This is a genomic window from Brevundimonas sp. S1H14, assembly GCF_047716865.1.
Lineage (GTDB): Bacteria > Pseudomonadota > Alphaproteobacteria > Caulobacterales > Caulobacteraceae > Brevundimonas > Brevundimonas naejangsanensis.
Map to the genome: position 1 here is coordinate 2,702,887 of NZ_CP136679.1, position 25,010 is coordinate 2,727,896.

Annotated in this window: 21 protein-coding genes; 7 read left to right on the forward strand and 14 right to left on the reverse strand. The window is 67.8% G+C overall.

What is annotated here, in order from left to right; genetic code table 11:
* Positions 1 to 12 precede the first annotated feature (12 nt).
* Genes RSD66_RS13145 through RSD66_RS13155 form a run of 3 tightly spaced genes read right to left on the reverse strand, consistent with a single transcriptional unit; the run spans position 13 to position 3,820 of the window.
* Entirely contained in the window at positions 13 to 1,545 is a 1,533-nt protein-coding gene (locus tag RSD66_RS13145; RefSeq protein WP_415288152.1) for an acyl-CoA synthetase, read from the reverse strand.
* A gap of 8 nt (positions 1,546 to 1,553) precedes the next feature.
* Positions 1,554 to 3,167 (reverse strand): long-chain-fatty-acid--CoA ligase, encoded by a 1,614-nt coding sequence (locus RSD66_RS13150; RefSeq protein ID WP_415288154.1) that lies wholly within the window; start codon positions 3,165 to 3,167, stop codon positions 1,554 to 1,556.
* A 35-nt stretch (positions 3,168 to 3,202) separates the two neighbouring features.
* On the reverse strand, positions 3,203 to 3,820 hold the full coding sequence (locus tag RSD66_RS13155) for an FMN-dependent NADH-azoreductase (protein WP_415288155.1): 618 nt from the start codon (positions 3,818 to 3,820) through the stop codon (positions 3,203 to 3,205).
* A 159-nt stretch (positions 3,821 to 3,979) separates the two neighbouring features.
* Here RSD66_RS13155 and RSD66_RS13160 point away from each other — a divergent pair, with 159 nt between their 5' ends.
* A complete protein-coding gene (locus RSD66_RS13160; protein ID WP_415288157.1) occupies positions 3,980 to 5,137 on the forward strand; it encodes a CaiB/BaiF CoA transferase family protein in 1,158 nt (385 codons plus the stop codon).
* A gap of 27 nt (positions 5,138 to 5,164) precedes the next feature.
* Here the strand turns inward: RSD66_RS13160 and leuD are convergent, their stop codons facing one another.
* Genes leuD through RSD66_RS13175 form a run of 3 tightly spaced genes read right to left on the reverse strand, consistent with a single transcriptional unit; the run spans position 5,165 to position 7,951 of the window.
* The gene (gene leuD / locus RSD66_RS13165) at positions 5,165 to 5,776 is read right to left on the reverse strand and encodes a 3-isopropylmalate dehydratase small subunit (RefSeq protein ID WP_119413532.1); all 612 of its coding nucleotides are present in this window, start codon (positions 5,774 to 5,776) and stop codon (positions 5,165 to 5,167) included.
* Positions 5,776 to 7,182 (reverse strand): 3-isopropylmalate dehydratase large subunit, encoded by a 1,407-nt coding sequence (leuC, locus tag RSD66_RS13170; protein ID WP_119413531.1) that lies wholly within the window; start codon positions 7,180 to 7,182, stop codon positions 5,776 to 5,778. The genes leuD and leuC overlap by 1 nt, the downstream gene beginning before the upstream one ends.
* A gap of 10 nt (positions 7,183 to 7,192) precedes the next feature.
* Positions 7,193 to 7,951 carry an enoyl-CoA hydratase-related protein gene (locus RSD66_RS13175; protein ID WP_415288159.1) on the reverse strand — a complete coding sequence of 253 codons (759 nt, stop codon included), beginning with the start codon at positions 7,949 to 7,951 and terminating at the stop codon, positions 7,193 to 7,195.
* Between the two features lie 157 nt (positions 7,952 to 8,108).
* Between RSD66_RS13175 and RSD66_RS13180 the strand changes: the two genes are divergently transcribed.
* Entirely contained in the window at positions 8,109 to 9,656 is a 1,548-nt protein-coding gene (locus tag RSD66_RS13180) for a class I adenylate-forming enzyme family protein (protein WP_415288160.1), read from the forward strand.
* A gap of 145 nt (positions 9,657 to 9,801) precedes the next feature.
* Here the strand turns inward: RSD66_RS13180 and RSD66_RS13185 are convergent, their stop codons facing one another.
* The 4 genes from RSD66_RS13185 to RSD66_RS13200 all read right to left on the reverse strand — a co-directional run bounded on the left by RSD66_RS13185 (position 9,802) and on the right by RSD66_RS13200 (position 14,870).
* Entirely contained in the window at positions 9,802 to 11,973 is a 2,172-nt protein-coding gene (locus RSD66_RS13185) for a 3-hydroxyacyl-CoA dehydrogenase NAD-binding domain-containing protein (RefSeq protein WP_415288162.1), read from the reverse strand.
* A gap of 27 nt (positions 11,974 to 12,000) precedes the next feature.
* Positions 12,001 to 13,203, reverse strand: coding sequence for an acetyl-CoA C-acetyltransferase (locus tag RSD66_RS13190; RefSeq protein ID WP_415288163.1), 1,203 nt, complete (start codon positions 13,201 to 13,203; stop codon positions 12,001 to 12,003).
* A gap of 22 nt (positions 13,204 to 13,225) precedes the next feature.
* Positions 13,226 to 14,305: a CaiB/BaiF CoA transferase family protein gene (locus RSD66_RS13195; RefSeq protein WP_415288165.1), complete on the reverse strand. Its 1,080-nt coding sequence runs from the start codon at positions 14,303 to 14,305 to the stop codon at positions 13,226 to 13,228.
* A 112-nt stretch (positions 14,306 to 14,417) separates the two neighbouring features.
* Positions 14,418 to 14,870: a MarR family winged helix-turn-helix transcriptional regulator gene (locus tag RSD66_RS13200; protein WP_415288166.1), complete on the reverse strand. Its 453-nt coding sequence runs from the start codon at positions 14,868 to 14,870 to the stop codon at positions 14,418 to 14,420.
* Between the two features lie 131 nt (positions 14,871 to 15,001).
* On the opposite strand from RSD66_RS13200, the gene RSD66_RS13205 reads away from it, so the two are divergent.
* Positions 15,002 to 16,243: an acyl-CoA dehydrogenase family protein gene (locus tag RSD66_RS13205; protein ID WP_415288168.1), complete on the forward strand. Its 1,242-nt coding sequence runs from the start codon at positions 15,002 to 15,004 to the stop codon at positions 16,241 to 16,243.
* Positions 16,244 to 16,341: 98 nt separating this feature from the next.
* On the opposite strand, the gene RSD66_RS13210 is transcribed toward RSD66_RS13205, so the two are convergent.
* From RSD66_RS13210 to RSD66_RS13225, 4 genes are read right to left on the reverse strand one after another with little or no spacing between them, the layout of a single operon-like run.
* On the reverse strand, positions 16,342 to 17,106 hold the full coding sequence (locus RSD66_RS13210; protein ID WP_312449016.1) for an SDR family NAD(P)-dependent oxidoreductase: 765 nt from the start codon (positions 17,104 to 17,106) through the stop codon (positions 16,342 to 16,344).
* Complete coding sequence (locus RSD66_RS13215; RefSeq protein WP_415288170.1) at positions 17,103 to 18,011, reverse strand: hydroxymethylglutaryl-CoA lyase; 909 nt, start codon at positions 18,009 to 18,011, stop codon at positions 17,103 to 17,105. The genes RSD66_RS13210 and RSD66_RS13215 overlap by 4 nt, the downstream gene beginning before the upstream one ends.
* Entirely contained in the window at positions 18,008 to 18,376 is a 369-nt protein-coding gene (locus tag RSD66_RS13220; RefSeq protein WP_415288172.1) for a DUF6285 domain-containing protein, read from the reverse strand. Before RSD66_RS13220 ends, RSD66_RS13215 begins: the two co-directional genes overlap by 4 nt.
* Positions 18,373 to 19,416 (reverse strand): phosphotransferase family protein, encoded by a 1,044-nt coding sequence (locus tag RSD66_RS13225; protein WP_415288174.1) that lies wholly within the window; start codon positions 19,414 to 19,416, stop codon positions 18,373 to 18,375. Before RSD66_RS13225 ends, RSD66_RS13220 begins: the two co-directional genes overlap by 4 nt.
* A 107-nt stretch (positions 19,417 to 19,523) precedes the next feature.
* On the opposite strand from RSD66_RS13225, the gene RSD66_RS13230 reads away from it, so the two are divergent.
* From RSD66_RS13230 to RSD66_RS13245, 4 genes are all read left to right on the forward strand, one after another.
* Positions 19,524 to 20,675: an acyl-CoA dehydrogenase family protein gene (locus tag RSD66_RS13230; RefSeq protein ID WP_415288175.1), complete on the forward strand. Its 1,152-nt coding sequence runs from the start codon at positions 19,524 to 19,526 to the stop codon at positions 20,673 to 20,675.
* Between the two features lie 79 nt (positions 20,676 to 20,754).
* Positions 20,755 to 21,246 (forward strand): MarR family winged helix-turn-helix transcriptional regulator, encoded by a 492-nt coding sequence (locus RSD66_RS13235; protein ID WP_024354848.1) that lies wholly within the window; start codon positions 20,755 to 20,757, stop codon positions 21,244 to 21,246.
* 173 nt (positions 21,247 to 21,419) lie between these two features.
* Positions 21,420 to 23,597 (forward strand): TonB-dependent receptor, encoded by a 2,178-nt coding sequence (locus RSD66_RS13240; protein WP_415288177.1) that lies wholly within the window; start codon positions 21,420 to 21,422, stop codon positions 23,595 to 23,597.
* 92 nt (positions 23,598 to 23,689) lie between these two features.
* Positions 23,690 to 25,006 carry a serine hydrolase domain-containing protein gene (locus RSD66_RS13245; RefSeq protein ID WP_415288178.1) on the forward strand — a complete coding sequence of 439 codons (1,317 nt, stop codon included), beginning with the start codon at positions 23,690 to 23,692 and terminating at the stop codon, positions 25,004 to 25,006.
* The last annotated feature ends 4 nt before the right edge of the window (positions 25,007 to 25,010 follow it).

The window sequence follows — 25,010 nt, forward strand, 5'->3', positions numbered from 1 at the left end:
CGGCGCCGCCCGTCAGCCTGACGTCGCGCCCTTCCAGTATTCGTCCCGGATCAAGCGTTTGTAGAGCTTGCCCGTGTCATGACGGGGCAGTTCGCGCATGAAGTCGAACTGACGCGGCAGCTTGATGCCCGACAGCGACTGGCGCGCCCAGGCCGACAGCTCGGCGGCGAACTCAGGCGTGGCGTCCGCCCAGTCGGCGGGCTGGATCACCGCCACCACTCGTTCGCCCATCTCGGGACAAGGCGCGCCGATGACGGCGGCGTCGGCCACCCTAGGATGCTGGATCAGCAGGTTCTCAATCTCCTGCGGATAGATATTCACCCCGCCCGAGATGATCATGAAGCTCTTGCGGTCGGTCAGGAACAGATAGCCGTCCTCGTCCAGCCGCCCGACATCGCCCAGGGTCGTCCAGCCGCGCGCGTCATAGGCGGTCGCCGTCTTGTCCGGGTCGTTGTGGTATTCGAACGGGTGGTCGCCCTGGAAATAGATGTTGCCGACCTCGCCCGGCGGCAGCTCATTCCCTTCATCGTCGCAGATATGGACCACGCAGAAATTGGCCTTGCCTACCGAGCCGGGCTTCTGCAGCCACTCGTGCGAGTTGATGATGGTCATGCCGTTGCCCTCGGTCCCGGCGTAGTATTCGACCAGGATCGGCCCCCACCAGTCGATCATCGCCTGCTTGACCGGCACGGGGCACGGGGCCGAGGCGTGGATGGCCAGCTTCAGCGTCGAGACGTCATATTTCGCGCGCACCTCATCCGGCAGTTTCAGAATACGGATGAAGTGGGTCGGCACCCATTGGCTATGGGTCACGCCGTAGCGATCGATGGCCGCCAGGGCCAGTTCAGCGTCGAACCTATCCATCAGCACCACCGTGCCGCCCAGGTGCTGCACTCCCATCGACCAACGCAGCGGCGCGGCGTGATACAGGGGCGCCGGGCACAGATAGACGCTGGCCTCGTCCACACCGAACCGGGTCCTGGCCACCACGGTCGTCATGGGCATGGCGGTGATGTCGCCGTCGGCGGGCAGTTCCGGCCGGATGCCCTTGGGCCGTCCCGTCGTGCCCGAGGAATAGAGCATCTCGCCGCCCGCCACCTCATCGGCGATGCGGGTCGCGGGGTGATCCGCGACCGCGTCCTCCCAGACGCGATAACCGGGCACGACGCCGCCCAGCGAGAACAGCATCAGATCCGACAGCCCCGCCGGCAGCGCCGCCGTGTGGGGCAGATCCGCGCCGGCGATCAGCACCTTGGCCCCGCAGTCTCGGGCAATGTAGTCGACCTCGGCCAGCGTCAGCCGCGACGACAGGGCGACGAAGTACAGCCCCGACCGCTGCGCCGCCCAGGCCAGGGTGAAATAGTCCGGCGTATTGTTCAGGCACACGGCGACGGCGTCGCCAGGCTTCAGGCCGAGGGACCGCAGCAGGTGGGCCGCCCGGTTGGACGCCTCTTCCAGTTCGCGGAAGGTCGTGACCGCGCCCGTCCGGGCCATGATCAGGGCGGGCTTGTCCGGGGTGACGGCGGCGAAGTGGCTGGGATGCATGGAACTGCTCAGTTGACGTTGCGCGCGCGCCCGACCCAGTAGGGCTGGCGCAGGATGTGTTTCAGGACCTTGCCCGTGGCGTTGCGCGGCAGGGTCGCGACGACCTCGACCGAGCGCGGGACCTTGAAGCCGGCGAGGGTTTGGCGGCAGGCGTCGCGCAAGGCGTCTTCGCTGGTCGTCTGGCCGGGGCGCAGCACCACCAGCGCCTTGACCGCCTCGCCCCAGCGGTCGTCGGGCACGCCGATCACGGCGGCCTCGGCCACGGCCGGATGCTCGAGCAAGGCGCGCTCGACCTCAGCGGCATAGACGTTCTCGCCGCCGGTCACGATCATGTCCTTGATGCGGTCGCGAATATAGAGATAGCCCTCGGCGTCCAGGCAGCCTGCGTCGCCGCTGCGGAACCAGCCGTCGGCGTCCAGCGCCGCCCGCGTTTCGTCCTCGGCGCGCCAATAGCCCAGCATGGTCCCCGCCGCGCGAATGGCGATCTCGCCCGTCTCGCCGGGCGCCAGACGCTCGCCCTCCGGCGACAGGATGGCCAGTTCGACGCCAGGAAAGGCCCGCCCAGTGGAGGCCAGGCGCGGATGGTCAGGATCGGCGTGGTCCGCCGGCGTCAGGCCGACCACGGCGCCCGTCGTCTCGGTCAATCCATAGACCTGCATGAAGTCGCAGCCGATGACGCGGGCGGCCTCGCGCAACAGCGGCGCGGGGATGGGCGAGGCGCCGTAGATGATCTGGCGCACGCGCGAGAAGTCGACCTCGTGCACGCGCGGATCGTTCAGCAGGATCTGCAGGGCGGCGGGCACGACGAACAAGATCGTCGCCTGCTGCTGCTCGATGTCACGCAGCAGGGCGGCGGGATCGAACTCTTTCAGGATGGCGTTGCGCGCGCCCCAAACCATGGCGTTCAGCGGGCCAACCGCCCCGCCGACATGGCCCACCGGCATGGCCGCCAGGTTGACATCGTCGGGGGTGAAGATGTCCCAGGCCGCGCCCGCCTCGGCGTTGATCCGGCGCTGGGCCAGGATGTTGCGATGGCTGACCAGCACGCCCTTGGGCCGCCCGGTCGTGCCCGAGGTATAGACCTGAAGCACCGCCGCCGTCGCATCGACCGCTTCCCCGCAGGTCAGATCGCCCGCCCCGTCGCGCCACAGGTCATAGGCCAGACGGCCCGGCGCGCCGCCCTCGACGGCGACGACATGGCGGACGTCGGGCGACGCGGCCAGCGCCGCGGCCAGCAGCGCCGCCTCCTCCGGCCCGACGAAGACCGCTTGCACTCCTGCGTGGTTCAGGATGAAGCCGACTTCGTCAGGGCTGAGCCGCCAACCGATCGGCGTCATGACCACGCCCAGCCGCGCCGCGCCCAGCAAAATCTCGTAGAAGCGATCGCTGTTGCGGCCCAGCCAGGCGATGCGGTCGCCGGCCTTCAACCCCCAGGCGAACAGGCCCGCCGCAACCGCGCCGGCGCGGTGCTCCAGTTCGGCAAAGGTCTGGTCCCGCCCCTCGAAGCTCAGGGCGATGCGGTCGGGACGCGCCGCCGCGTGATGCGTCAGCATCTGGTCCAGGGTGTCGAAATGGGGCGGCGCTCGCCGCTGAACTGTCTCGGTCTGGATCGTCTCGATCATGCGGCTCCCTCCCCAGGGCTGCGCGATGGCGGCGGTCAGAAAATCCGGGCCGCCGCGTCCGCCTGGGCGTCGAAGCTGCGAACGTAGGCTTCGCGCGCCTCGGCGCCCGGCCGGGTCGTCGCGGGAACGACCAGGGCGCGGATGTCGCGGATGCCGATGGTCTCGAAGATGTGCTTCAGATAGGGCAGCTGGAAATCGACATAGTCGCCGGCCATCGTCGACGATCGCGTCAGGATCATCTGCATGGGCCGGTTACGCAGCAGGCCGACGTGGCGCATCTCCTCGACGTTGTAGCCAAAGGTCACGCGCGGCTGGACGATGATGTCGAGGTAAAGCTTCAACGCCCAGGGGATGCTGTAATTCCACATGGGGCAGGACAGCAGGATGCGGTCGGCGCGATCCAGCCGCGCCACGGAATCGGTGACGATGCGCCAGGCGTCTTCGGCCTCGGACGAGACCTCCTCGCCGAAGATGGGCGCGAATTTGCGGAAGGCGTGCTCGGCCTCGAAGCGCGGCAGGTCCTCTTCGAACAGGGCCAGGGTGTCGATCTCCTCATCCGGGTTCTGTTCCCGCCAGGTCGCGATGAAGCGATCCGCCAGCGAACGCGACGCCGACCTTTCCCCCTTCGGGCTGGCCACGATATGAAGCAGCATGATGTCTCCCGATGCGTCGGCTGCAGCTGATCTCTCGCTGATCTGGCGAAGAGTTTTGTCAATTTATTTGGCGATCACAAGCCCTGAAGCCGCCGTTGACTTTCGACCGTCACCTCGCCAGTGATTGTAAGATTAATTGACGTTATGGAGAATGCCCTCGTGACCAGCCAACCGGTGAACGGCCCTCTGCACGGGCTGAAGGTCGTCGAGATGGGCCAACTGATCGCCGGTCCCTTCTGCGGCCAGTTGCTGGGCGACATGGGCGCCGAGGTGATCAAGCTGGAAGCGCCGGGCGTCGGCGACCCGATGCGGCACTGGGGCCAGGGGGAGACGCCGACCTGGTGGCGCGTCATCGCTCGCAACAAATACTCCGTTGCGGTCGACCTGCGTGCGGCCGAGGGCCAGCAGACGGCGCGCGACCTGATCGCCCAGGCCGATATCCTGATCGAGAACTTCCGTCCCGGCACGCTGGAGAAATGGGGCCTGGCCCCGGCCGATCTGATGGAGGCCAACCCGCGTCTGATCGTGGTGCGGGTCTCCGGCTATGGCCAGTCTGGTCCCTATTCCTCGCGCGCCGGCTTCGGCGGCATCGGCGAGGCCATGGGCGGCTGGCGCGGCATCGTCGGCGAACCAGATCGCGCCCCGTCGCGCATGGGGGTGTCGATCGGCGACACTCTGGCCGCCACCTACGGCTGCATGGGCGCCCTGGCGGCGCTGCAACACCGCGAGCGCACCGGCCAGGGTCAGGTGGTCGACAGTTCCCTGTATGAAAGCGTGCTGCAGGTCATGGAAAGCCTGATCCCCGAATATGCGATCAACGGCCACAAGCGCGGCCGCACCGGCTCGGTCCTGCCCAAGATCGCGCCGTCGAACGTCTATCCCTGCGCCGACGGCGAATATCTGATCGGCGCCAATCAGGACGCGGTCTTCGCCCGGCTGTGCACCGCCATGGGCCGCCCCGAACTGGCGACCGATGCGCGCTACGCCACCCATCTGGCGCGCGGCGAGCATCAGAGCGAGTTGGACGCGCTGATCGGCGAATGGACCGCGACCCTGACGGTGCAGGCCCTGGAAGACCTGATGATCGAACACGCCGTTCCGGCCGGCCGCGTCTTCGACGCCGAGGACATGATGGCCGATCCGCATTTCGCGGCTCGCGAAGCCATCATCGAGGTCGAGGACCCCGTCCTGGGCAAGGTGCCGATGCAGGGCGTCTTCCCCAAGCTGTCGGCCACGCCGGGCTCCGTGCGCCGCCCCGCCCCGCTGGAGGTCGGTCAGGACACGGCGGACGTCCTGCAACGCTGGCTCGGCGTCTGACACGCAGCGCCGGTCCGGCGGATAGTTCTAGACAGCGCCCAGATGCGGCGCCGCATAGCCGATGCGCGCCTCAAAGCGCTCGATCTCAGCCATCCGCGCCAGGGCGACATCGATCTCGTCCTTGCCTTCCAGCAGCTTGACCTTGTCGGCCGCGCCGATGTCGAACGACCAGACTCGCCCGCCCGCCGTCACCGTCTGATCCGGCAGGCTGATGCTGAAAAGCGCCGTCGCCGGATGGCGCGCCAGGTCCATCAGCGCCAGGCAGTCGGCCTCCGGCAGGATCAGCGGCAGAATGCCGTTCTTCAGGCAGTTGTTGCGGAAGATGTCGGCGAAGCTGGGGGCGATGACGCAGCGGATGCCGAAATCCGCCAAGGCCCAGGGCGCGTGCTCGCGGCTGGAGCCGCAGCCGAAATTATCCAGCGCGATCAGCACCCCCGCCCGGTCCCACGGCGACTGATTCAGAACGAAGTCCGAACGCGGCCGATCATCCGCGTCGAACCGCAAGGGATGCAGCAGGATGCGCCCCAGCCCGGCCCGCGTCACGCCCTTCAGAAAGCGGCCGGGGACCAGTTTATCGGTGTCGATATTGGCGATGGGCAGGGCCGCCGCGACGGCGTCGAGGGTGACAAAAGGCTGCATCAGACAAGGCTCCGGACATCGACCAGCCGTCCCGCCACGGCCGCAGCGGCGGCCATCGACGGCGACACCAGATGGGTGCGGCCGCCCGGTCCCTGACGGCCCTCGAAATTGCGGTTGGAGGTCGAGGCGCAACGCTCGCCCGGCGACAGCCTGTCGGGGTTCATGCCCAGGCACATGGAGCAACCCGGTTCGCGCCACTCGAAACCTGCATCGATGAACACCCGATCCAGCCCCTCGGCCTCGGCCGCAGCCTTGACGTGACCGGAGCCCGGCACGACCAGGGCGCGCACGCCCTCGGCGACATGACGGCCGCGCGCGACGGCGGCGGCGGCGCGCAGATCCTCAAGCCGGCCGTTGGTGCAGCTGCCGATGAAGACGGTGTCGACGGGCAGGCCGTCCAGAGGCTGATCCGGCGACAGCCCCATATAGGCCAGCATCTGTTCGACCTGGGCGCGCCGTCCGACGTCGCTCAGGGCGCTCAGGTCGGGGGTCCGGCCGCCAATGGTCGTCACCGCCTCGGGACTGCTGCCCCATGTGACCATCGGCTCGACGGCGGCGGCGTCGATGCGCACCACCTGGTCGTAGGTCGCGCCCGGATCGCTGGCCAGGGTACGCCAGTCGGCGACCGCCGCCTCGAAGGCCGCGCCTCGCGGCGCATGGGGGCGGCCGTTCAGCCAGGCGAAGGTCGTCTCGTCCGGGGCGATCAGGCCGGCGCGGGCGCCCGCCTCGATCGACATGTTGCAGACGGTCATCCGCCCCGCCATGTCCAGGTCGCGGATGGCCTGACCGGCGTATTCGATGATGAAGCCGGTCGCCCCATTGGCGCCGATCCGGCCGATGATCGCCAGAACCAGATCCTTGGACGTGACCCCGAAACCGAGCGCCCCCTCCACCTCGATCAGCATCGATCTGGCGCGCTTCTGCACCAGGGTCTGGGTCGCCAGAACATGTTCGACCTCGGAGGTGCCGATGCCGAAGGCCAGGGCGCCGAAGGCTCCGTGGGTGGCGGTGTGGCTGTCGCCGCAGACGATGGTCATGCCCGGCAGGGTCAGCCCCTGTTCCGGCCCGACGACGTGAACGATGCCCTGGTCGATGCTGTCCAACGGAATCCACGGCAGGCCGAACTCGGCGGCGTTGGTCTGCAACTGCTCGATCTGCGCCCGGCTTTCGGGATCGAGGATTCCGGCAGCCCGGTTCAGGGTCGGAACATTGTGGTCGGCCATGGTCAGGGTTTGGTATGGCGCATGAACGCCGATGCCGCGCTGACGCAGGCCCTCGAAGGCCTGGGGGCTGGTGACTTCGTGGACCAGATGGAAGTCGACATACATCAGCATGTCGCCGCCGCCGAGGTCGGCGACCTGGTGCCGGTCGTATATCTTGTCCAGCAGGGTGCGGGGCTGGGTCATCGCGATCTCCTCAGCGGCCGGTGAACTGGGCCGGGCGGCGGGCGAGGAAGGCGGCGGCGCCTTCGCGGAAATCAGCGGTGCGGCCCGCCTCGCCTTGCGCCTCGCGTTCGACGTCGAGCGCCTGGGCGAAGCCGAGATCCAGCGCCGCCCGCGCGGTGCGGCGCACGGCGGCGTAGGCCAGGGTCGGTCCAGCCGCCAGCCGTTCCAGCAGGGCCTCGGCCTCGCCCTCCAGCGCCTCAGGCTCAACCGCCTTCCAGGCCAGACCCCAGTCAACGGCCTGATCCGCCGTGATGCGCTCGCCCGTCATCATCAGGCTCATCGCCCGGTGCCAGCCCAGGGTGCGCGGCAACAGCCAGCTGGCCCCGCCGTCGGGGGCCAGCCCCACCTGCGCAAAGGCATAGGCCAGGAAGGCCGAGCGCGACATGACGATCATGTCGGCGGCCAGGGCGATCGACGCCCCCGCCCCGATCGCCGGCCCGTTCACCGCCGCGACGATGGGGATCGGCAGGTCCGCCAGCTTGAGCAGCAGGGGGTTGATATGGCTCTCCAGGATCGCCCCGGCGTCCTCGGGCAAAGGCTCAGACAAGGTTCCGCCGGCGCAGAAGGCCCGGCCCGTTCCGGTGATCATCAAGGCGCGCGCGCCGGAGGCGACGGCGGCGTCCACAGCGGCGTCCAGAGCCTCGATCATCGGCTCGTTCAGGGAATTCATCCGCTGGGGCTGGTCCAGCTGGATCACCGCTCCCGCGCCCCTGCATTCAAAACCGATCATCGCACACCTCGCCAGCGCCGCCCCATCCGCGCAACCAGCGGACGGATGACGGAAAAACGCCTGAACATGAGTTGACAGACATGGTGCGGGGCGGGATTAGATGTCAATAGATTTGACATTCTTTCCGCCTCTCGGGGCGACCGGAGCACCCCTTTCGATGCGAGTCACCCAGGGCCTCGTCCGCGCCGTCGTCACGGCCGCGGGCCGCACCGCCACCATCGACGGCGAGCGTCGCCGCACCTGGCGCCAGGTCGGCGATCGCGTCGCCCGCCTGGCTGGCGGCCTGCACGAACAGGCCGGGCTGAGGACCCGCGACCGGGTCGCCATCTTGGCCCACAACTGCGACCTCTATTTCGAGACCTATTTCGGCGTGCTGTGGGCCGGCGGCGTACTGACGCCGCTGAACACCCGCCTGGCCACGCCCGAACTGGCCTTCCAGTTGAGGGACGCCGGGGTCGAGACCCTGTGCTTCGGCGAGGAGTTCGCCGCCGTCGCCGAACAGCTTCTGGCCGAGGGCGCGGTCCAGCGCCTGATCGCCCTGGACGGGACGCCGGGCGCGTCCCCGCACCTGACGCATGAAGGCCTGATCCAGACTTCCGAACCGGCCGAGGAGCACCTGGCCGCCGACGGCGACCTGGCGGGCATTTTCTACACCGGCGGCACCACCGGCCTGCCCAAGGGGGTGATGCTCAGCCACGGCAATCTGCACGCCATCGCCTCGAACCTGCTGATGACCATCCCGTTCGACGAGACGGGGGTCAATTTCCACGCCGCGCCCATGTTCCATCTGGCGGACATCGGCATCCTGTTCGCCACCATGACCGGGGCGACCCACGTCTTTCGCCGCAGCTACAACGCCGAGACCATGCTGGAGGCCATCGCCGAGCACGGCGTGACGCACTGCTTCACCGTGCCCGCCGTCATCGACCGCATGGCCAAGTATGATCGGCTGGATCAACTGGATTTGTCGCAACTGAAGATGCTGGGCTACGGCGGCTCGTCCCTGCCCGCCGCCACCCTGGCCCTGGCGCGCGAGAAGTTTCCGCACGTCGGCTTCATCCAGGGCTTCGGCCAGACCGAAATGGCCTCCGTCACAGTGCTGACGCCCCAGGACCACCAGTGCGCCGACGACCACCCGCGCCTGCGCTCCTGCGGCAAGGTGGCGCCGGGCTTTGAAATCCGCATCGTTGACGAAGCCGGAAACGAGGTCCCGCGCGGCCAAATCGGCGAGATCGTCGGCCGCGGCGACAATGTCATGATGGGATACTGGAACCGCCCCGAAGAAACCGCCGAGGTCATGCGCGACGGCTGGCTGCACACCCGCGACGCAGGGTGGATGGACGAGGACGGCTATATCTACATCACCGACCGGCTGAAGGACATGATCGTGTCCGGGGCCGAGAACGTCTATTCGATCGAGGTCGAGAACGCCCTGTCCTGGCACCCGGCGGTCGAGGAAAGCGCCGTCATCGGCATCCCCGATCCGGCCTGGGGCGAGCGGGTTCACGCCGTGGTGGTGTGCAAGGTCGGCGCCTCCCAGCCCAGCTTCGAGGAGTTGTCCGCCTTCTGCCGCCAGCGCATCGCCGGCTACAAGACGCCCAAGAGCGTCAGCTTCAGCGAAACCCGCCTTCCCCGCAGCGCGGCCGGCAAGATCCAGAAAAACCCGGTGCGCGAAGCGGTGCTGAAGGATCTGAACCTGACCTGAAATCAGCGTCAGCGAAGAGGGAAGAGGCGGACGAGGGGTTGTCCGCCTTTTTTCTTTATTCTGAAATCCAGAGATCGTTCGTCCGACATGAAAAAGGCGGGACGCTTGCGCCCCGCCTTTCCTGTTCACGTATCCGCCAAGGCGATCAGGCCGCCAGCGGCTTGGGCGCCGGATAGAAGCGTTCGCCCTTCCCGGCCATGGTCTTCAGCAGGACCGGCGGCGCGAACCGCTCGCCATATTGCGCCGCCAGAGCCTCGCAGGCGGCGGTGAACTCAGCCACGCCGACGCTGTCGATCAGGCTGATCGGGCCGCCCGTCCAGGGCGCGAAACCCCAGCCCAGGATGGCGCCGACATCGGCGTCGCGGGCGGCGGTGACGACGTTTTCGTCCATGCAGCGCGCGGCCTCGACGGCCTGACGATACAGCAGACGCTGCTTCAGATGCTCGACCAGTTCCGGCGAAGACTGGCTGATCTTGACCGGATACATCTCGGCCAGACCGGCCCACAGGCGCTTGGGCTCGCCTTGCGGATAGTCATAGACGCCCTTGCCGTTCTTACGGCCCCAGCGCTCCTGCCCGACCATGTCGATCAGGAATTTGTCGGTGTCGCCCGCCACGGGGTCGGGCAGGTTCAGGTCGATGCGGCGCTGGCCCGCCACCCGGTTCACCAGATCGATGGCCACGTCGTCCAGCAGCTCCAGCGGGCCGCGCGGCATGCCGGTCATGCGGCCGACGTTGTCGATGATGGCGGGCGCGATGCCCTCGATCAGCATCTCCAGACCTTCGCGGATGTAGGTGTCGAACACGCGGCTGGTGAAGAAGCCACGACTGTCGTTGACGACGATCGGCACCTTCTTCAGTTGCTTGCAGTAGTCCAGCGCCTTGGCCAGGGTCTCCTGCGAGGTAGTCTTGCCGACGATGATCTCGACCAGCTCCATCCGGTCGACCGGCGAGAAGAAGTGGATGCCGATGAAGTTGGCCGGGCGCTCGGCGGCTTCCGACAGGCCGGTGATCGGCAGAGTCGAGGTGTTCGAGGCGAACACGGCGTCCGGCCCGATCTGGGCCTCGGCGCGCTTGGTGACGTCGGCCTTGAGGGCGCGGTCCTCGAACACGGCCTCGACCACCAGGTCGGCGCCCTTGATGGCGTCATAGTCGGTAGTGGCGGTGATGCGGCCGACCAGTTCGTCGGCGGCGGCCTGGCTCATCGCGCCCTTGGCCACGGCCTTGGCGACCAGGGTTTCGGAATAGCCCTTGCCCTTGTCGGCGCCGGCCTGGGCCACGTCGATCAGGACGGTGTCGATGCCGACGCGCGCCTGGGCATAGGCGATGCCCGCGCCCATCATGCCGGCGCCGAGAACCGCGGCCTTCTTGACGGTGTAGGTCGGCACGTCCTTGGGACGGGCGCCGCCCTTGGCCAGGGCCTGTTTCGACAGGAACAGCGAGCGGATCATGGCCCGCGCCTGGGGCGACTGCTGAGTGTCCAGGAACAGGCGCGCCTCGACCCGCAGGGCGGAATCCATCGGCAGGTTGAAGCCTTCATAGACGCAGCGGGCGATGTTCTTCTGGGCCGGGTAGTTGCCGTAGCTCTTGGCCATGATCTTGGCCGGCGCCAGGATGAAGCCCGGCGAGCCAGCCTCACTATAGGGGCCGTCGGGCATGACGTAGCCCTTGCGGTCCCAAGGCTGGACGCCCTCGCCGCCGGCCATGATCCAGGCCTTGGCGGCGGCCAGAGCCTGGCCCGGCTCAACCACCTCATCGACGATGCCGATGGCCTTGGCCTTCTCCGCATCCACCGGCGCGCCGGTCAGCATCAGGTCGAGCGCGGCCTGCACGCCCGCCAGACGCGGCACGCGCTGGGTGCCGCCGGCGCCCGGCAGCAGGCCGATGGTCACTTCCGGCAGGCCGACCTTGGCCCTGGTCGAGGCGACGCGGTAGTGGGCCGCCAGCGTGAACTCGAAACCGCCGCCGAGCGCGATGCCCTCGATGGCCGCCGCGACCGGCTTGCCGACGGTCTCCAGCGCCCGAAGCGCGCGGCTCATGCGAGAGGTGGCGGGCAGCGCGGCTTCGCGCGCCGGGCCCTCGGCCTGACCGCCGGCGGTTTCCCCCAGCTCGCCCAGGTCGGCGCCGGCGCAGAAGCCGTTCGACTTGCCCGAGGCCAGGATGGCTCCCTTGATTGAAGCATCGTCGCGAATCCTGGCGATGATGGCGTCGATGTCGGCCACGGCGCTGTCGGTGAAGGTGTTCATCGTGCGGCCCGGCACGTCGAACAGGAAGGTGGCGACGCCATCGGCGTCCACCGAAACGGTGAAGTTGTTCATGTCGTTGTCCTGATTGTCAGATCGCGATCAGACGCGCTCGATGATGGTAGCGGTGCCCATGCCGGCGCCGACGCAGAGGGTGGCCAGGCCGGTCGCCTTGTCGGTGCGCTCCAGCTCGTCCAGCAGGGTGCCCAGGATCATGCCGCCGGTGGCGCCCAGCGGGTGGCCCATGGCGATGGCGCCGCCGTTCACGTTCATCCGGTCGTGCGACACCTTCAGCTGCTGCATGAAGTACATGACCACCGAGGCGAAGGCCTCGTTCAGTTCGAACAGGTCGATATCGCCGATGCTCATGCCCGCGCGGGCCAGGGCCTTCTGCGTCACGGCGACCGGGCCGGTCAGCATGATGGTCGGCTCCGAACCGATCGAGGCCGAACCGACGATGCGGGCGCGGGGCTTCAGCCCCATCTTCTCGCCCATCTCCCTGGTGCCGATCAGGACGCCGGAGGCGCCGTCGACGATGCCGGAGGAGTTGCCCGCGTGGTGCACGTGGTCGATCGCCTCGATCTCAGGATAGCGCTGACGCATCACCGAGTCGAAGCCCGCCGCGCCCAGACCCGCGAACGAGGGCTTCAGGGCGCTCAGCGTCTCGACTGTGGTTTCCGGGCGGATGAATTCGTCGTGGTTCAGCACCGTCACGCCCGCGTGCTTGACCGGGACGATCGAGGTCTTGAAGCGGCTGGCGGCCCAGGCGGCGGCGGCGCGCTTCTGGCTCTCGGCGGCGAAGGCGTCGACGTCAGTGCGGCTGAAGCCGGCCAGGGTCGCGATGGCGTCGGCGCCGACGCCCTGGGGCGCAAAGCCGGTGGTGAAGGCCACGTCCGGGTCCGCCGACCAGGCGCCGCCGTCCGAGCCCATCTTGACCCGGCTCATGCTCTCGACGCCGCCGCCGATGGCCGCGTCGGCCTCGCCGAAGACGACCTTGGCCGCCGCCGTATTCACGGCTTCCAGCCCCGAGGCGCAGAAGCGGTTCATCTGCACGCCCGCCACCGTCTGGGCCAGGCCGGCGTTGAGGGCGGCGACGCGGGCGATGTTGGCGCCCTGCTCGCCGATCGGCGCCACGCAGCCCAGGATCACGTCGTCGATCAGGCTGGTGTCGAGCGCATTGCGGTCGCGCAGGGCCTGAAGCACCTGGGTCGCCAGGGAGATGGCGGTCACTTCATGCAGGCTGCCCTTGGCGTTGCCCCGGCCGCGCGGCGTGCGTACGGCGTCATAGATGTAGGCTTGTCTCACAGGTCGGTTCCTCGTGCAGGGATCAGGCGTCGCCCGGCGCGCGCGGCTGCGGCGCAGGCGTCAGGGAGAAGCGGGGGGCCGGGGCCGGCTGCACCACCCCGTTCAGGGTGATGAAGGCTTCCCGGACCTTGTTGTGCGGATGGTCGGGCGCCTCGACGAAGGACAGGACCGGGGCGAAGCAGGCGTCCGTTCCCTCCATCAGGGCGCACCATTCCTCGCGGGTCTTGCGCCGGAAAATGTCCGTCAGGCGGGCGCGGCGCGTCTCGATGCCGTCCGGCTCGTTCTGGTCCAGGAACAGGGGGTCGTCCGATAGCCCCGTCGCCTGCAGCATCCGCGCGTAGAACGGCGGCTCGATCGAGCCGATGGCGATAAACTCGCCATCGGCGGTCTCATAGGTGTCGTAATAGGGCGCGCCGGTGTCGAGATAGTTGGTGCCCCGCTCATCGCTCCAGATTCCCTGGCCGCGAAAGCCCCAGATCATGCCCATCAGCAGGGAGGCGCCGTCCGTCATGGCGCAGTCGATGACCTGGCCCTGCCCCGTCGTGCGCGCCGACAGAATCCCCGCCAACATGCCAAAGGCCAGCATCATGCCGCCGCCGCCGAAGTCGCCTACCATGTTGATCGGCGGCGTCGGCTTTTCGCCCTTGCGGCCGAAAGCGTTCAGTGCGCCGGTGATGGCGATATAGTTGATGTCGTGGCCGGCGGCGTGAGCCAGCGGCCCTTCCTGGCCCCAGCCCGTCATGCGGCCGTAAACTAGGCGCGGATTGTCGACCAGCAGCAGGTCCGGCCCAAGGCCCAGCCGCTCCATGACGCCGGGGCGATAACCCTCGATCAGGCCGTCCGCCGTGCGGATTAGCTCACGCGCCGCCGCTCGGTCCTCGTCCGACTTTAGGTCCAGTTCGACCCTGCGGCGCGAGCGCGCCAGCACGTCCGACGGATCAATGCGGACGCCGGGACGAGCGATGCGGATGACCTCGGCGCCGTGGTCGGCCAACATCATACCGGCGAACGGGCCAGGGCCGATGCCCTCCATCTCGATGATCTTCACGCCGGCCAAGGCCCCACTGGAATGGCCGACGCGGGTTTGGGCCGCCGCGCTCATCGGGGCGTCGCCCCGCCGATGTGATCCGCCATGACCATTCCTCCCGCTGATCCCCTGTTCAGAGCTTCATGCGGTGATCGGACGGGCGACCAATCTTGTCAAGAAATTTGACTTAAGAGATTTTCGATCGCGGCTCGTTAGAGGGCTCCGAACCGCCCAGAAAATTACGCAGGCCCTGGCGCAAGGCCTCCAAATTCTCACTTCCCACGGCGTTTTCCAGCTCGCTCTCCAGTTCGCGCAGCACCTTTTGGGCGTCGTCGCGAATGGCTTGGGATTCCGGCGCGAAGCGGACGATGCGCGCCCGCTTGTCGTGCGGGTCAGGCGCCAGCTCCAGCAGCTTGCGGTCGACCATTTCGGTCAGGAACTGGCTCATCGCCTGGCGCGACACGCCCAGGTTTTCGGCCATGCGCGCGGCCCGCGTCTCGCCGTTGGCGACATTGACCAGGATCAGCGACTGGGACCGGCCCAGCCGACTCCAACCCCGCGCGTCGAGGCGGGCCTGAAGCTGCTCGTCGAACCAATAGAGGGTCCGCACAAGGTCGAGCATGAGCAAGGAACGATTCATGCCTCAGTCTCGCCGTCCCCCGACCGTCGGGGAAGCCCAAAACATCGTCATGTCGATTTTTAGTCAACTTACTTGACATTCAGATCGGTCCGACGCGAACCTGCCCGTCCCAGAAAGGGAGGAGTATGAACATGACGGGCGATAAGCTCGCGGACCGGCGCATTCCAGCCGGCAATGATTTTCTGGCCCCCGAGGCCGTCGCTGCGATGAGCCCGACCGAACTGGTCGCGCGGGTCACGGCGCTGAAACCCATGATCGCCGCCGCCTCGCAAGAGGCCGAGCGCCTGCGCCGCCCGGTCGACGCCGTGTGGGACGCCCTACGCGCCACCGGCTATTTCTACATGTATGTGCCGCGCAAATTCGGCGGGCTGGAGTTCGATCCCCAGACCTATATCGACGCCACCCTGGCCATCTGCGAGGCCTGCCCCTCCACCGGCTGGACCGCCAGCTTCGCCGCCGAGCACAACTGGCTGATCGCCCAGTTCCCCGAGCAGACCCAGGCCGAGGTCTGGGGCCGCACCCCCTATGTCATCGCGCCCAGCGTCGCCGCCCCTCCGGGCAAGGCGGTGCGCGTCGATGGAGGTTTCCGCATCAGCGGCCGCTGGAAGTTCGGCACCGTGGTCATGCACGCCGACTGGGTCATGCTGAACGCCATGGAAAGCATGGGCGAAGGCAAGCCGCCCGTCGTGCGCATGGTGCTGGTCCGCGCCGAGGACGTGAAGGTGCTCGACACCTGGTTCATGAGCGGCATGGCCGCCACCGGGTCCAACGACATCGTGGCCGAGGACCTGTTCGTGCCTGAGGCCTACACCTTCGTGGTGTCCGAGGTCCGCACCGGACGCGGCAACGGCTCGCGCATCCATGACAACCCGCTCTATAGCGCGCCGATGCTGCCACAACTCTGCGTCACGGCGGCCCTGCCGTCGGTCGGCGCCGCTCGGGCGGCGGTCGAACTGAGCCGCCAGCGGCTGACAGTGCACACCAAGATGGGCGGCCAATCGACCCAGGTGGACAAGCCCGCCGCCCAGATGCGCCTGGCCCGCGCCGACCTGATGGTGCGCTCGGCCGAACTGTCGATCCGCCAAGCGGCCGACGAGAACCTGACGCTCTCTACTCTCAGCGACGAGGAGCAACTGCCGCACCGCCTGCGGCTGCGCGCCCAGATCGCCTATGCCGTCAGTCAGTGTCTGGAGGCGGTCCGCACCTGCTGCGATTCCTCGGGCTCGGGCCTCTATGCGCTCGACAATCCGATGCAGCGCATCCTGCGCGACATCGAGGTTATGGCCAGCCACATCGTCTACGACATGGACGTGTCCACCGAACTGCACGGCCGGTCGATGGTCGGCCTGGCGCCGAACTCGCTCCTGACCTGAGCGATTATCTGATCCCTCACTCGGGGGCCGTTCGCGGCCCCCCTTTTTTTGGGCCGAGATCCGCTGCCCCTCGCCCGGCGGAAGAGGGGCTGGGACCATCAATCCACGTGTTGGGCGTCGTCGATCTTGATGACCGCGCCGGTAGTGTAGGCGGCCGCGTCCGAGGTCAGGAAGCCGATCACCGGCGACAGGGCGTCGATGGGCATCAGGCGCTTGCGCGGCAGTTTGGAGATCATCTTCTGGCCCGCCTCGCTGGTGAACCACTCTTCGTTGATGTCGGTCAGCATATAGCCGGGGCAGACGACGTTGACGCTGATGCGCGCGCGCGACCACTCATTGGCCAGGGCGCGGCCCAGCATGACCGCCGACGCCTTGGAGGCGCAGTAGGCGACCAGGCCGGTCAGGGCGTGCAGGCCGCCCATCGAGGCCAGGATGACGACGCGGCCACGCTCGGACTGGCCGCTGGCCAGCAGGCGGCGCCCGCCTTCACGCGCGGTCAGGAAGACGCCCCGGCTGTTGACCGCCTGGATCTGGTCGAACTCTTCGATGGACAGGTCCGTGGCCGGGCCGTCGGCGTTGACGCCGGCGTTGGCGATGACGGTGTCGACTAGGCCGAAGCGCGCCTCAGCCGCGTCATAGCCGGCGATGACCGAGGCCTCGTCGGACACGTCCATGGACACTGCCAGGGCCTTGCCGCCCGCCGCCTCGATCTCGGCGACCAGAGCGGCCAGGCGGTCGGCGCGACGTGCGGCCAGAACCACCTTGGCCCCGCCCCTAGACAGGACGCGAGCGAACTCGGCGCCGATGCCCGAAGAGGCGCCGGTGATCAGGGCCACGCGACCGTCATGGCTCAGTTGGGTCATGCTTGTTTCCTCTCGCCTTGTTCTTTTTGGGTGGCGGACAGCCAGGCGCGCGTCATGGCGCTGGTCCGGGTCCGCTGCAGCTTCTCGTTAAGCCAGACTGCCGCCGCGCACAGGGCGTCGACATCGACCGCTATCTGGCCGTTCAGGGCGTAGGCCACGTCCTCGGAGGCGACATTGCCCGCCGCGCCAGGCGCGAAGGGGCAGCCGCCCGTGCCGCCGATGGAGGCGTCCACCGTCACGGCGCCCGCCGCCACGGCCGCAACGGCGTTGGCGACGCCGGTGCCGCGCGTGTCATGAAAATGCACGCGCACCGGCAGGGGCCGCACGGTCTCGACCACCGCAGCGACCAGGCGCGACACCTCGTCCGGCCGCGCCACGCCGATGGTGTCGGCCAAAGCGATCTCCAGCGGACCGAAGGCGGCCAGGCGCCGCGCCATGTCCACGACCCGCGCCGGATCGACCGCGCCCGACAGGGGGCAGCCGAAGGCGACCGAAATCGTGACCTGGGCGTCGCGCCCTGCGGCGCGCGCCTGTTCGATCACACGCCCAGCCATGGCGAGGCTCGCGTCCACGTCCAAGCCCTGATTGGCCGTCCCGAACACATCCGAGGCGGCGACCACGATCCCCAGCTCATCCACGCTCGTCGCCAGGGCGCGCCCGGCTCCGCGCTCGTTCAGCACCAGGCCGATCGTCCGCACGTCGTCGCGACGCGGCAAGGCGGCGATCACCGCCTCGGCGTCGGCCATCTGCGGCACCAGCCTGGGATTGACGAAGCTGGCGACCTCCAGCCGCCGCGCGCCAGCCGCGATGGCCTTCTCGATCAACTGCACCTTGTCCGCCGTGGACAGGATGGTCTTTTCGTTCTGAAGGCCGTCGCGGGCCGAGACCTCGACCAGTTCGATCATGCTCCGGTCTCCTTCGGCGCCGCCAGTTCGTGACGATAGCGCGGCTGGTCGACCGCCAGCATGTCCAGCGCCGTGCGGCGCAGATGGTCGAACACCACCGCATCGTCGGCGCTGACCGTCCCGTCGCGCAGCGCCTCGGCCAAGGCGAGGTTCAACGCGGCGTAATCGCCGTCGCGGCCCAGGATGGCCTGCATCCGGGCCACGGCGGCGGCCTCGGCGGCGGGCCATTGCGTCAGTTCGCGGGTGACGATGCCCAGCGCATTGGCCGCCACCTTGCGGTGAAAGCCCTCGGCCGGAGAGGCGGCGTCGTTCAGCCAGGCGGCCGTCGCCTCCAGCAGTTCGTCCTTGCGCGGTCCTTCGATCATCGCGAGGCCTCCATCAGGGCCAGAAGGTCGACTTCGCATTCGCTGAGGCGGCGCCCGATCACGGCCCGCTCGACCGAGCGCGAGGCGCCGGTGGCGAAGGTGCGGTACATCATCATCGTCACCACCGCCCATTTGAACGTGCCCACCGCCTGCCAGAAGCGCACACGCTCGACCGACAGCGGTTCGCCCCCCGCCACACGATAGGCCTGGAGCAGGGTCTCCAGATCGGCGAAGCCGCCGACCGCGCGATGCGTCACGCCGAAGCGCCAACTGTTGACGCACAGCCAGCCCAGGTCCTCGGCCGGATCGCCCAGGTGGGCCAGCTCCCAGTCCAGAACGGCGGTCAGGCCGGTCTCGGGATCGACCATCAGATTGCCGTTGCGGAAGTCGCCGTGCACCAGACGCGGCGCGATGGGCTCGGGCAGGCGCGCCTCCATCCAGCGCAGCGCCGCCTCCATGACCGGACGCGGGCCGCTGCTCTTGCGATAGATGTCGGCGTAGCGCGCCAGAACGGCCCGCGCGTCCTGCGTCTCCAACGGCGGCAGGGCGGACAGGTCGATGGCGTGGATGCGGGCCAGGGTCTCGCCGCACTGGCGGCCCAGGACCGCGCGCGCCGGGGCGAAGGCGGGATCGGCGGCGATACGGCGACCCAGCGTCTCGCCCGCCACCCGTTCGACCACATAGGCCTCGCCCAGCCCGTCGGCCTCGATGCAATCGCGCACCAGCCGGGCGACGGGCGCTCCGGCGGCCTCGGCGGCCTGCAGCAACTTCGCCTCGATAGGCAGCGGCAGGGAGGTCTCGAACACCTCGGCCTCGCGGCCCCCGCCGCGACGGCGCAGGATCAGCGGACGGCCAGCCCCCTCGCCTTCCCCGGCGCCCCGCACGTCGAAGGCCCAGGTTTCGAGGCTGGCGCCCCCGGTCAGGCGGCGCAGGCCTGTGGCGCGTTCGCCGCCAGGAGCCAGCAAGGGAGCCAGGGCGTTCAGCCGCGCCAGGACGAAATCGGTCGCGTCGGCGGCGCTGGAAGGATCGGATGCGGACATGGCTCGATTGATGGCCGCACAGGCTGATCTTTGTCAAATAGATTGACGTTTATTGCACACCCGGCACAGGATGCGTCAAACGACCTTCCCTAGTTTGAGAGCCTCCGATGAGCGTCCACCCCGGCCCCGCCGCCTACACCCAGGAAGACATCGACCTGTTCCGCGAGGGCCTTTGCAAATTCCTCGACGCTGAATGCGCGCCGGAGAAGATCGAAGCCTGGAACCGCAACAAGATCGTCGAGCGCGAGATGTGGACCAAGGGCGCCGAGTTCGGCCTGTTGGGCCTGTCGGTTCCTGAAGAATACGGCGGCATGGGCGCTGACTTCCGCCACGAGCGCGTGCTGATCGAGGAGTTCGGCGCGCGCGGCATGGAGGGCTGGGGCGTGCCGCTGCACAACATGATCGTGGCCCCCTACATCATCGCCTTCGGCACCGAGGAGCAGAAGCAGGCCTGGCTGCCCAAAGTGGTCTCGGGCGAGATCGTCCTGGCCATCGCCATGACCGAGCCGGGGACGGGATCAGACCTGCAGGGCATCCGCACCCGCGCCCGGCTTGAAGACGACGAATGGGTGCTGAACGGCCAGAAGACCTTCATCTCCAACGGCCAGACGGCGGACCTGATCCTGGTGGTGTGCCGGACCTCGGACAACGGCTCGCGCGGCATCTCCCTGATCGCGGTGGAAGGCGACCGCGCCGGGTTCACCCGGGGCCGCAACCTCGACAAGATGGGCCGCGACGCGCAGGACACCTCCGAGCTGTTCTTCGAGGACGTGCGCGTCCCGGCGTCGAACCTGATCGGCGGAGCCGAGGGCAAGGGCTTCGGCCAGTTGATGGCCATGCTGCCGCAAGAGCGTCTGGGCATCGCCGCCATGGGGCTGGCCATCCTGGAACGGGCGCTGAGGCTGACGGTCGACTACACGCGCGAGCGCCACGCCTTCGGCAAGGCGCTGATGGAGTTCCAGAACACCCAGTTCACCCTGGCCGACATCAAGGCCAAGGCGGTGATCGCCCGCAGCTTCATCGACACCTGCACCGAAAAACTGATCCGGGGCGAACTGGACGCGGCCACCGCCTCCATCGCCAAACTGTGGATCACCGAGACCGAGCTGGAGGGCGTCAACAAATGCCTGCAATTGTTCGGCGGCTATGGCTACATGAACGAATATCCCATCGCCCAGCTCTACAAGGACGCCCGAATCGACACCATTCACGGCGGCACCTCCGAGGTCATGAAGCTGCTGATCGCCCGCACGCTCTGAACAGACGGGCCGCCAAGCGTCAGTTTACACTTGGCGGCTCAGCCGGAGCAGCGGCATAAGTCGATCCTGGGAGAATGCGATGATCTTGAACTCCGACTATCTGATCGTGCCGCTGCTGGCAGGATTCGAGTGGTTCGACGAAAGCCTGCAGATGAGCCTACGCGAGGCTGGCTGGCCGCACCTGACCCGGCCGGAGTCCATGGTGATGATGCACGTCCAGCTGAACATCGTGCGCCCGGCCGACATCGCCCGCAGCCTGCGCCTGACCCGTCAGGCGGTGCATTCGACCATCAACTCCCTGGTCGAGCGCGGCGTCTTCGAACTGGTGGACGATCCCACCGACGGCCGCATCCGCATCGTCCAGCTGACCGCCATGGGTCGAGCCATGCGCCAGGACGCCCAGAAGATCGTCGATCAGTTGTCCGGCGAACTGGGGCGGCGCATCGGACCCAAACAGGTCAAGGCCCTGCGCGAGGCATTCGCCTCTGACTGGGGCGCGCCCTACCTGTGCAGCCTGGGCGAACCGGGCCAGCGCGGCGCCGATTTTCTTAAGGACGCCAATAAAGATTAGTAAAGTAGCTTGACGATCAACCCAGATCGAGTTTGTCTAATTTCTTGACAAGCGGCTCACCAAGAGGCCGCAGTCAGGAGGAAGGAAACCACGGTCGGATCGCGGCCGCACGCCTCCTCGTCACAAATATCGCTCCGGCCTTTTCAGGCAGGAGCCGCATGGGGAGGAAACGCATGCGCTACCGTTACGTCATGCTGCTCGCATCGAGCAGCCTCGTTCTCAGCTCGGCCGCCATGGCGCAATCCGAAGCGCCCGTGGCGCCGACGGACCAAGCCAACGCCACCACCGTCGCCGATATCCTGGTCACGGCGCGCAAGCGCACCGAACGCCTGCAGGACGTGCCGATCTCGGTCAACGTCACCAGCGGCGAGGAACTGGCCAGCCAGGACATGCGCAACCTGGAAGCCCTGTCGGGCTCGGTGCCGAACCTGCACATCCAGGCCACGCCGGGCAACAACGCCATCTACATCCGCGGCATCGGCTCTTCGCCGGGCAACCTGGCCTTTGAGCAGTCGGTCGGCTTGTTCGTCGACGGCGCCTACGCCGGTCGCGGCCGCCAGTTCGCCGCCCCCTTCCTGGACGTGGCCAGCGTCGAAGTACTGCGCGGCGCACAAGGCGCCCTGTTCGGCAAGAACACCGCCGCCGGCGCCATCAACATCACCTCCAACGGCCCGCGCGCCGAGCGTGAGCTCGCGACCACTATCACCGGCACGGTCGACGGCGACAACGGCTTCGAGATCACCCAGATCGTCTCCGGCCCGATCACGGACAAACTGCTGGTCCGCCTGGCCGGCAAATACAGCGACAACGAGGGCTGGCTCGAGAACACGACCACCGGCGACCACAATCCGGGCCGCGAGGATCTGATCGGCCGCGCCGTCATCGACTATCTGGCCAGCGACACCCTCTCCTTCCGGCTGAAGCTGGAAGGCGCCCGCCAGGAGTTGACCGGCCAGCCGATGAGCACCGTCGCCCCCGGCGGCTCCAAGTCCTTCACGCGCACGACCACACAGGGCGCGCCGGACTATGACGACACCAACAGCTTCAACGGCGTGCTGACGATCAACAAGGATTTCGCCAACGGCGTGACCCTGACCTCGATCACCGCCTATTCGGCCTTCGACTACGACAAGCAGATCGACAGCGACTTCACCACCACGCCGCTGCTGCGCTCCATCTTCCAGGAGGAGTTCAACCAGATCTCGCAGGAAGTGCGCCTGACCTCGTCCAACGAAGGCGCCCTGACCTGGATTGTCGGCGCCTATGCGCACAGGAACGAGATCGACATGGACCAGAGGTCCTACATCCTGATGGGGCCGTTCGACGGCGGCACCGATCGCCGGTTCGAGCAGACCAACGAGAGCTACTCCCTCTACGGCCAGGCCACCTACGCCTTCAACGACCAATGGAAACTGACCGCCGGCCTGCGCCAGACCTGGGAGGACAAGTCCGCCGACCAGACCCGCGCCGTCATGGGGGCGGTGCCGCCGACCTGGCTGAACACCCCGCTGAGCGGCCAGCGTAGCGAAAGCCAGCTCGATCCGTCGGTGCAGGTCCAGTACGTGGTCGATCGCGACCTGATGTTCTACGCCTCCTACGCCAAGGGCTCGAAGGCCGGCGGCTTCGTCGGCGCCCAGTCGACCGGCGGCCAGGACACCTTCGAGTTCGAGGGCGAAACCTCGCAGTCGGTCGAGATCGGCACCAAGCTGACGCTGCTGGATGGCCGGGCGACGCTGAACCTGGCGGCCTATACGTCCAAGTTCGACGACCTGCAGGTGTCGGGCTACAATGCCGCGATCGACGCCTTCATCACCACCAACGCCGCCAACGCCAAGAGCCAGGGCGTCGAGGCCGAAGGCACGTTGCGCCTGACGCCGTCCGTCAGCCTGTCGGGCTCGTTGGCCTATAACGACGCCAAATACGACTCCTACCCGACCGCGCCGTGCATTTATCACAACGGCGTCGCCCCGGTGGCGGGCTGTGTGGAGGACATCGGCGGCACCCGCCTGCCGCGCGCGCCGAAATGGTCGGGGGCGATGACGCTGAACGTCGACCATCCGCTGGACAACGGCATGCGCCTGCTGGCCGACGCCACCGTGCGCGGCCGCAGCGGAACCTACCTGGAAGAGAACCTCAGCCCCAACTCCTATCAGGAAGGCTTCTCGAAGGTGGACCTGCGCCTGGGCGTCGCCTCGGCCGACGACCGCTGGACCCTGGCTGTGATCGGCCGCAACCTGACCAACGAATGGACGGCGTCCCACGCCTTCGGCACGCCCTTCGTGGCCGGCTCCCAGACCTATGTGGTCGATCCCGGCCGGGTCGTCTCGATCCAGCTGGGCCTGCGCTACTAGGCGAAGGCCGCCGCTTCGTCGTCCTGACCAGACCGGGCCGTCGCAAGACGGTCCGGTCTTCACTTCCTCCCCCCGCTCGAGGCGCCTCTCGCATGAAACGCTTGCTGACCTTCCTTCTGGCCACGGCGATCGCACCCGCGTCCGCCGCCGCCCAGGCCCCAGACCAGACCGCCTATCCCGACGCCCAGGCGTCCGATCCCATCGTCATGGGCTGGATGGTCGGCGCCCCGCCCGAACGGCTGATCCAGCGCGATGACATGAGCTTCATGAGTTTCCCCCAGCTTCGGTGGAGCTTCTCGCACTGGCGCCACTTCATGCCGACCGCCGAGATTTCTCGCGGCGACGAAGCGGCTAGCGTCCTGCCGCGGCGCCTTCGGGACGATCTGGATGAGGTCCGGTTCACACCCCTGGGCGGCGACGCCCCGATGACCTGGGCCCAGTCGCTGGACGCCAACTACACCGACGGCGTCATCGTCATGCACAGGGGCGAGATCGTCTATGAGCGCTATTTCGGCGCCCTTACGCCGAATGGCCAGCATATCGTCCATTCGGTGAGCAAGTCCTTCACCGGTACGGCGGCGGCCATGCTGATCGCCGAGGGCAAGCTCGACCGCGACGCGCCGGTGGCGCGCTACATCCCCGAACTGGCCGACAGCGCCTTTGGCGACGCCACCGTGGGCCAGGTGATGGATATGACCACGGGCCTAGCCTATTCCGAGGTCTATACCGATCCGAACTCCGACGTCATCGCCTTCCTGCGCGCCGGAGGCACGGTGCCGCGTGCGGCGGACTACGACGGCCCCCGGACCACCTTCGACTACCTCAGGACCCTGACCAAGGCCGGCGAGCACGGACAGGCCTTCGCCTATAAGTCGGTCAACACCGAGGTCGTGGGCTGGCTGGTCGCGCGCGTCAGCGGCCAGACCCTGGCCCAGGTGTTCAGCGAGCGTTTCTGGAAGCCGATGGGGATGGAGCGCGACGCCTATATCCAGGTCGATTCCTCCGGCGCCGGCTTCGCCGCAGGCGGGCTCAACATGCAGTTGCGCGACCTCGGCCGCTTCTGCGAAATGATGCGCAACGAGGGGGTCTTCAATGGCCGTCAGATCGTGCCGTCCGCCGTGGTTCGCGACATCGCGGCCGGCGCCAGCCCGACCGCCTTCGCCAGCGCCGGCTACGCCACTCTGCCGAGCTGGAGCTACCACAACCAGTGGTGGGTGTCGCACAATGACCATGGGGCCTATATGGCGCGCGGGGTCCACGGTCAGGCCTGCTACGTCGACCCCAAGGCCGAGATGACCATCGTGCGGTTCGCCTCAAGCCCCCTAGCGAGCAACGCCCTGCTCGACCCCTTGTCCCTGCCCGCCTATCAGGCGATCGCCGAGCATCTGATCGCTGCCGCGCAGGACTGAACCT